Source organism: Xanthomonas sp. SHU 199 (assembly GCF_000364665.1).
Lineage (GTDB): Bacteria > Pseudomonadota > Gammaproteobacteria > Xanthomonadales > Xanthomonadaceae > Xanthomonas_A > Xanthomonas_A sontii.
This window is the reverse complement of sequence record NZ_AQOI01000264.1, coordinates 1-3,241: the sequence shown is the minus strand read 5'-3', so window position 1 is coordinate 3,241 and position 3,241 is coordinate 1. Positions and strand designations below refer to the sequence as shown.

3 protein-coding genes and 1 pseudogene are annotated in these 3,241 nt (G+C 67.5%); all 4 read left to right on the top strand.

Annotated features, from left to right (window positions below):
• On the top strand, positions 1-713 hold a 713-nt coding region (gene fabG, locus D183_RS0110150; protein WP_017908891.1), incomplete at its 5' end, for a 3-oxoacyl-ACP reductase FabG.
• Positions 714-918: 205 nt separating this feature from the next.
• Positions 919-1,158: an acyl carrier protein gene (acpP, locus tag D183_RS0110145; protein WP_010342475.1), complete on the top strand. Its 240-nt coding sequence runs from the start codon at positions 919-921 to the stop codon at positions 1,156-1,158.
• Positions 1,159-1,287: 129 nt separating this feature from the next.
• The gene (gene fabF / locus D183_RS0110140; protein WP_026144355.1) at positions 1,288-2,523 is read left to right on the top strand and encodes a beta-ketoacyl-ACP synthase II; all 1,236 of its coding nucleotides are present in this window, start codon (positions 1,288-1,290) and stop codon (positions 2,521-2,523) included.
• Between the two features lie 190 nt (positions 2,524-2,713).
• A pseudogene (locus D183_RS0110135) lies at positions 2,714-3,241 on the top strand (aminodeoxychorismate synthase component I); the annotation flags it as partial.

Below are 3,241 nucleotides of genomic sequence, written 5' to 3'. Positions count from 1 at the left end.
TGGTCACCGGCGCCAGCCGCGGCATCGGTGCCGCCATCGCCGACGAACTGGCCGCGCAGGGCGCCACTGTCATCGGCACCGCCACCTCCGACGCCGGCGCGCAGGCGATCGGCGCGCGCCTGGCCGCCCATGGCGGTCATGGCCGCGCGCTGGACGTCACCGACGGCGCCGCGGTCGATGCGCTGATCGAGGCGATCGCCAAGGAATTCGGCCCGGTCTCGATCCTGGTCAACAACGCCGGCATCACCCGCGACAACCTGCTGATGCGGATGAAGGACGACGACTGGCAGGCGATCATCGACACCAACCTGACCAGCGTGTTCCGCACCTCCAAGGCGGTGCTGCGCGGCATGATGAAGGCGCGCAAGGGCCGCATCGTCAACATCGCCTCGGTGGTCGGCGTGACCGGCAATCCGGGCCAGGCCAACTACGCCGCGGCCAAGGCCGGCATCATCGCCTTCTCCAAGTCGATGGCCAAGGAAATCGGCTCGCGCGGCATCACCGTCAACGTGGTCGCGCCGGGCTTCATCGACACCGACATGACCAAGGCGCTGCCGGAAGCGCAGCGCACCGCGCTGCTGGAGCAGATCGCGCTCGGCCAGCTCGGCCAGCCGTCCGACATCGCCAACGCGGTGGCGTTCCTGGCCGGGCCCGGCGCCGGCTACATCACCGGCGAAACCCTGCACGTGAACGGCGGGATGTACATGCCGTGAGCCTGCGGCGCAGCGGACGCGCCTAAGTGGCTGATCGGCCGGCATTTGTGCAGTGCTGCAAGGGCCAGTCGGTTTCCACTACACTACCCAACGCGGCCATCGCAGCCCGATGGCGTTTTGTGAGTCCCTCACAGGAGCACCGCACATCCGTGTGCGGGGATCCTAAAACTCGAACCACCACTACTCCATCTGGAGCGATATCCCAATGAGCACCATCGAAGAACGCGTCAAGAAAATCGTCGTCGAACAGCTCGGCGTCAAGGAAGAAGAAGTCACCAACAACGCATCGTTCGTCGATGACCTGGGTGCCGACTCGCTGGACACCGTCGAGCTGGTGATGGCCCTGGAAGAAGAGTTCGAGTGCGAGATCCCGGACGAAGAAGCCGAGAAGATCACCTCGGTGCAGCAGGCCATCGACTACGTCAAGGCGCACGTCAAGAGCTGAGGCTGCGTTCGCGATCGCCATCGGCGCCTGCGTGGGCCCGATGCGCGTGACAATCCCATGGGGCCGCGCATGCGGCCCTGTGTTTTTACAGCGTCAAGGCCGCGCGTATCGCGGTGAGGAGATTTCGCAATGAGCCGTCGTGTCGTCGTAACCGGCATGGGCCTGGTGTCGCCGTTGGGCAATGACCTGGCCAGCAGTTGGGAAGGGATCGTCAACGGACGCTCCGGCATCGGCCCGATCACCCAGATCGATGCGTCTCAGTTCACCACCAAGATCGCCGGCGAGATCAAGGATTTCGATCCGACCAAGTTCATCTCGTCCAAGGACGCGCGCAAGATGGACTCGTTCATCCATTACGGCGTCGGCGCCTCGTTCATGGCGCTGGACGATTCCGGCCTGGAGATCACCGAGGCCAATGCCGAGCGCATCGGCGCGATCCTCGGCTCCGGCATCGGTGGCCTGCTCGGCATCGAGGAGCAGACCATCAAATTCCACGAGGGCGGCGCGCGCAAGATCTCGCCGTTCTACGTGCCCAGCACCATCATCAATATGCTGCCGGGCCAGGTGAGCCTGATCAAAGGGCTGAAGGGGCCGACCTTCTCCGCGGTCTCGGCCTGCGCCACCTCCAACCATTCCATCGGCACCGCGATGCGCATGATCCAGCACGGCGACGCCGACGTGATGCTGGCTGGCGGCGCCGAGCGCGGCTCCTCGCCGACCTCGGTGGGCGGCTTCTGCTCGATGAAGGCGATGTCCACCCGCAACGACGATCCTGCCGCCGCCTCGCGGCCGTGGGACAAGGAGCGCGACGGCTTCGTGCTCGGCGACGGCGCCGGCGTGCTGGTGCTGGAAGAGTACGAACACGCCAAGGCGCGCGGCGCGCGCATCTACGCCGAGCTGGTCGGTTTCGGCGCCAGCTCCGACGCCTTCCACATGACCGCCCCGAGCGAGGACGGCGAAGGCGCCGCGCGCAGCATGGTGGCGGCGATGAAGGACGCCAAGCTCAATCCGGACCAGATCCACTACCTCAACGCGCACGGCACCTCCACGCCGCTGGGCGACCTGGCCGAGACCCTGGCGATGAAGCGTGCGCTGGGCGATCACGCCTACAAGACCATGGTCAGCTCGACCAAGTCGATGACCGGCCACCTGCTCGGTGCCGCCGGCGGTGCCGAGGCGATCTTCTCGGTGATGGCGATCCACGCCGGCATCATCCCGCCGACCATCAACCTGCACGAGCCGGGCGAAGGCTGCGATCTGGACTACGTGCCGAACGTGGCGCGCGAGAAGCAGATCGACGTGGCGATGTCCAATGGGTTCGGCTTCGGCGGGACCAACGGGACGTTGGTGTTCAAGCGGGTCTGAGGGCCGGGATTCGGGAATCGGGAATCGGGAATCGGGAATCGTCACAGCCGGCGCCTCACTCCCGTCGCGCGCGTCCATCTATCGGGCGGCGCGCGTGAGGTCCGCGCGCGTTGCTGCGGTCTCGCTTGGAGCTTGTCTGGCGACGCCTCCCGTTCCCTGACGTTTCTTTCATACTTCCAGCGGATCTTCGATGCTGCGTACTGTTCCCTTGCCGGCCGAGGTCGATCTGCTGGCGCTGCATCGCCTGGCGCCGCAGCGGTATCCGGTGTTGCTGGAATCGGCGGCGTCGGGCACAGCGCAGGGGCGCTGGGATCTGTTGCTGGTCGCCGACGGGCAGGGCCTGCGGCTGGATCGCGACGGGGTCACCCGCGCGCTGGATGGTGCGGCGGTCGCCGGCGATTTCCTCGATGCGCTGGACGCGCACTGGCAGGCCGAGCGCTGCGAACGCGACGAGCCGCGCTGGCCGTTCCGTGGCGGCTGGGCGCTGCTGCTGGACTACGAACTGGCCGCGCAGGTGGAGCCGGTGCTGCAGTTGCCGCCCTCCAGCGCAGCCACGCCCGCGGCGCTGGCCTTGCGTTGCCCCGCCGCGCTGCTGCGCGATCACGTCACCGGCGACTGCGTCGCGCTGGCCGAGCCCGCGCATGCGGCGCTGCTGGACGCCCTGCTCGCCGATCTGCAGGCGCTGCCCGCGGCCGCACCGGCGCCGGCGTGGCAGGGG